Genomic DNA, 4,550 nt, shown 5'->3' with positions numbered 1-4,550 from the left:
GCGTCACCGCCGCCGGCCCGCCGCCCCCGCCCCCGTTACATCGATCAGCCGGCACACGGTCTCGATGTCGATTTTGACCTGGGCGATGGAGGCGCGGCCGGACAGCCAGGTGATCAGGGCCGAGTGCCAGGTGTGCTCGATGACGCGGACGGCGGAGAGCTGTTCCGGGGTGGGCGGGCCGTCCAGGCGCATCGCGTCGAGGATGATCGCGGTGGTGAGCCGGGAGACGGTGTCCACCTCGGGGCTGACGGACCGGTCGGCGAAGGTCAGCGCGCGCACCATCGCGTCGGCCAGATGGGGTTCCCGCTGGAGAGCCCGGAAGGCCCGCATCAGCGTCTGCGCGACCCGCGCGCCGGGGTCCTCCTCGGACGGGGGGCGCTTGCGCAGCGTTTCGTGCATGCGCTGGAGCTGGTCCTGCATGGTGGCGACGAGGAGGTGGATCTTGGACGGGAAGTAGCGGTAGAGGGTGCCGAGCGCGACGCCGGAGGACTCGGCGACCTCGCGCATCTGGACGGCGTCGAAACCGCCCCGCCCGGCCAGCCCGGCGGTGGTCTGCAGGATGCGGCGGCGCCGGGCCTCCTGACGCTCGGTCAGGGGAGGACTCGCCGGAAGCGCCGGCCTGGCCGCCTTGGATTCCGTAGTCATGTGTCCCATGTCCCATTCCGTGGCTTTCCGTCCGCGATGCGGCCAGTGCCGGTGGTGCGTGATCGGCACAGCATGGCAGGGGCCATGTCGTGGCGCGAATCACCTGGTGCGGCTCTTTTCGCCCGGTCGCCGGCCGGTAGATTCGAAACTCGGCGAACTGATCAGTAGCTTTTCAGTTCTGTAACTTGTTCTAGATTACCGCCAGCGGTTACGCTCCGGCGAAAGTCCAGTGAGAAGGGGGCCGTGCGTGACCGCAGAGGCCGTCCAGGCAGCCGCGCCTCGCCCGGCGGAGACCCCCTCGGCCTCCGCCCCGACGGACCATGAGCGTCCGCTGCGGATCGCCATGCTCACGTACAAGGGGAATCCGTTCTGCGGCGGGCAGGGCGTCTACGTCCGCCACCTCTCCCGCGAACTGGCCCGGCTCGGCCACACCGTCGAGGTCATCGGCGCCCAGCCCTACCCCGTCCTGGACGAGGGCGTGACGCTCACCGAGCTGCCCAGCCTCGACCTCTACCGCCAGCCCGACCCGTTCCGCACCCCCAAGCGCGACGAGTACCGCGACTGGATCGACGCCCTGGAGGTCGCCACGATGTGGACCGGCGGCTTCCCCGAGCCGCTGACCTTCTCGCTGCGCGCCCGCCGCCATCTCGCCGCGCGGCGCGGCCGGTTCGACGTCGTCCACGACAACCAGACCCTCGGCTACGGCCTGCTCGGCGGCCCCGGCGCGCTCGGCGCCCCGCTGGTCACCACCATCCACCACCCCATCACCGTCGACCGCCGGCTCGACCTGGCCGCCGCCGCCGACTGGAAGCGGCGCGCCTCGGTCCGCCGCTGGTACGGCTTCACGCGGATGCAGAAGCGGGTGGCGCGCCGGCTGCCGTCGGTGCTGACCGTCTCCGGCTCCTCCCGCCAGGAGATCGTCGAGGACCTCGGCGTCCACCCGGGCCGGATCCACGTCGTGCCCATCGGCGCCGACACCGACCTGTTCTCCCCGGACCCGTCCGTTCCGGAGGTGCCCGGCCGGATCGTCACCACCTCCAGCGCCGACGTGCCGCTCAAGGGCCTGGTCCACCTCGTGGAGGCGCTGGCGAAGGTGCGTACCGAGCACCCCGGCGCGCATCTGGTCGTCGTCGGCAAGCGGGCCGACGACGGGCCGGTGGCCGCCGCCATCGAACGGCTCGGCCTGTCCGGCGCCATCGAGTTCGTCAAGGGCATCAGCGACGCCGAGCTGGTGGACCTGGTGCGCGGCGCGCAGATCGCCTGCGTCCCCTCCCTCTACGAGGGCTTCTCCCTGCCCGCCGCCGAGGCGATGGCCACCGGCACCCCGCTGCTGGCCACCACCGGTGGCGCCATCCCCGAGGTCGCCGGCCCGGACGGCGAGACCTGTCTCGCGGTGCCGCCGGGCGACGCCGGGGCGCTGGCCGCCGGACTGCTGCGGCTGCTGGGCGACGCCGACCTGCGCGCCCGGCTCGGCGCGGCCGGCCGGGAACGGGTCCTGGCCCGCTTCACCTGGCGCCAGGCCGCCCTCGGCACCGCCGAGCGCTACCGCGAGGCCATCGCCCGCCAACGCGCCGGCGCCGCCGCCCCGAGGGCCGCCGGCCGCCGGTGACGCCCGCCATGCCGAGCCCGCCGTCCCCTGTGCCGCCCCCGCCGTACCTCCCCCGCCCCTGACCGCCGGACGAAAGCGTAAACGCCGTGCTGACCGTCGACTTTTCCCGTTTCCCGCTCGCCCCCGGCGACCGCGTCCTCGACCTGGGCTGCGGCGCGGGCCGGCACGCCTTCGAGTGCTACCGGCGCGGCGCGCAGGTCGTGGCCCTGGACCGGAACGGCGAGGAGATCCGCGAGGTCGCCAAGTGGTTCGCCGCGATGAAGGAGGCCGGTGAGGCCCCGGAGGGCGCCACCGCCACCGCCATGGAGGGCGACGCGCTGGCCCTGCCGTTCCCCGACGAGAGCTTCGACGTCGTCATCATCTCCGAGGTCATGGAGCACATCCCCGACGACAAGGGCGTACTCGCCGAAATGGTGCGGGTGCTGCGCCCCGGCGGCCGGATCGCGGTCACCGTGCCGCGCTACGGCCCGGAGAAGGTCTGCTGGGCGCTCTCCGACGCCTACCACGAGGTCGAGGGCGGCCACATCCGCATCTACCGCGCCGACGAACTCCTCGGCAAGATGCGCGAGGCGGGCCTCACCCCGTACGGCACCCACCACGCGCACGGGCTGCACAGCCCCTACTGGTGGCTCAAGTGCGCCTTCGGCGTGGACAACGACCAGGCGCTGCCGGTCAAGGCGTACCACAAGCTGCTGGTCTGGGACATCATGAAGAAGCCGCTGGCCACCCGCCTCGCCGAGCAGGCCCTCAACCCCCTCATCGGCAAGAGCTTCGTCGCCTACGCCACGAAGCCGCACCTGCCCACGGACTCCGCCGAGCCCGCCGCCGACGCCCCCGCCCGTACCGCCGCCGCCCGCGGGGCCGCCAAGTGACGAGTCCCGGGCGCACCGAACGGCTCGTCCTGCCGGGCGTGCTGACCGCCGAACAGGCCGCCCGCACGGTCGCCGGCATCCTGGCGACCCAGCGCACCGACGGCGCCATCCCGTGGTTCCGCGGCCACCACCTCGACCCGTGGGACCACACCGAGGCCGCCATGGCACTGGACGCGGCCGGCGAGCACGAGCGCGCCGAGGCCGCGTACGACTGGCTGGTCCGCCACCAGAACGCGGACGGCTCCTGGTACGCCGCCTACGCCGACGGGGACGCCGCCGCCCCCACCGACCGCGGCCGCGAGTCCAACTTCTGCGCGTACCTCGCGGTCGGCGTCTGGCACCACTACCTCTCCACCGGCGACGAGGCTTTCCTGGACCGGATGTGGCCGGCCGTGCACGCCGCGATCTGCTACGTCCTCGAACTCCAGCAGCCCGGCGGCGAGATCGGCTGGAAGCGCGAGGACGACGGCACCCCCGTCCGCGAGGCCCTGCTGACCGGCTCGTCCTCCGTCTACCAGGCGCTGCGCTGCGCCCTGGCGCTCGCCGAGCAGCGCGAGGAGCCGCAGCCCGACTGGGAACTGGCGGTCGGCCGGCTCGGCCACGCGATACGCCACCACCCCGAGCGGTTCCTCGACAAGTCCCGCTACTCCATGGACTGGTACTACCCGGTCCTCGGCGGCGCGGTCCGCGGCGCGGCCGCCCGCGCGCGGATCGACGCGGACTGGGACCGCTTCGTCGTCCCCGGCCTCGGCGTCCGCTGCGTCTCGCCCAACCCGTGGGTCACCGGCGGCGAAAGCGCCGAACTGGCGCTGGCCCTCTGGGCCATGGGCGAGTCCGACCGCGCCGTCTCCATCCTCAAGTGGACCCAGCACCTCCGCGCCGAGGACGGCATGTACTGGACCGGCTACGTCTTCGACGACGACGCGATCTGGCCGCGCGAGCTGACGACGTGGACGGCGGGGTCGGTGCTGCTCGCGGTGGCCGCGGTGGGCGGCGACGAGGCGACGACGTCCGTGTTCGGCGCGGAGCGGCTGCCTGCGGGGCTGGTGCCCGACTGCTGCCGGTAGCCCCGGCGGGGTTCCCACGTTGTCGGGTGCGCCGCCGCGGGGCTTGCTGTTTTCGCGCCTGCGGCGCGTGGGCTTGCGCCTGTCGGCGCAATGGGATTCCGCTGCGCGGGGCTTTCGGGGTGCGGTGACGGGTCTCCGGGGGTGGTGTGTCGGACTGCTTCGCTTTACGTCCGACACACCACCCCCGGAGACCCGCCCCCTCCCGCCGGTGGGTGAGTTTCCAGGCCGGTGGGGGCTGACCTGAGTGGGTCGGTGCGGCTCGTCTCGTCGAGGGGGAGCGCCCCGCAACCAGTGACGAGCCGCACCCGCCCCCCGAGACCAACCCCAACGGACACCGAAAACCCCCCCCCCCCGGAG

The 4,550-nt window shown here is 73.4% G+C and carries 4 protein-coding genes; 3 read left to right on the top strand and 1 reads right to left on the bottom strand.

The window, feature by feature from the left end; genetic code table 11:
• Window positions 1-3 precede the first annotated feature (3 nt).
• A complete protein-coding gene (locus ADL22_RS10475; protein ID WP_066976112.1) occupies window positions 4-645 on the bottom strand; it encodes a TetR family transcriptional regulator in 642 nt (213 codons plus the stop codon).
• A 247-nt stretch (window positions 646-892) separates the two neighbouring features.
• Here ADL22_RS10475 and ADL22_RS10470 point away from each other — a divergent pair, with 247 nt between their 5' ends.
• From ADL22_RS10470 to ADL22_RS10460, 3 genes are all read left to right on the top strand, one after another.
• A complete protein-coding gene (locus ADL22_RS10470) occupies window positions 893-2,254 on the top strand; it encodes a glycosyltransferase family 4 protein (RefSeq protein ID WP_079064006.1) in 1,362 nt (453 codons plus the stop codon).
• An 86-nt stretch (window positions 2,255-2,340) separates the two neighbouring features.
• A complete protein-coding gene (locus tag ADL22_RS10465; RefSeq protein ID WP_066976106.1) occupies window positions 2,341-3,126 on the top strand; it encodes a class I SAM-dependent methyltransferase in 786 nt (261 codons plus the stop codon).
• Complete coding sequence (locus tag ADL22_RS10460) at window positions 3,123-4,193, top strand: prenyltransferase (protein WP_066976104.1); 1,071 nt, start codon at window positions 3,123-3,125, stop codon at window positions 4,191-4,193. The genes ADL22_RS10465 and ADL22_RS10460 overlap by 4 nt, the downstream gene beginning before the upstream one ends.
• Window positions 4,194-4,550: the final 357 nt, after the last annotated feature.

The organism is Streptomyces sp. NRRL F-4489 (assembly GCF_001509485.1).
Lineage (GTDB): Bacteria > Actinomycetota > Actinomycetes > Streptomycetales > Streptomycetaceae > Streptomyces.
Note: the sequence above shows the minus strand (reverse complement) of the source record. Positions and strands in the feature narration are given on the sequence as shown.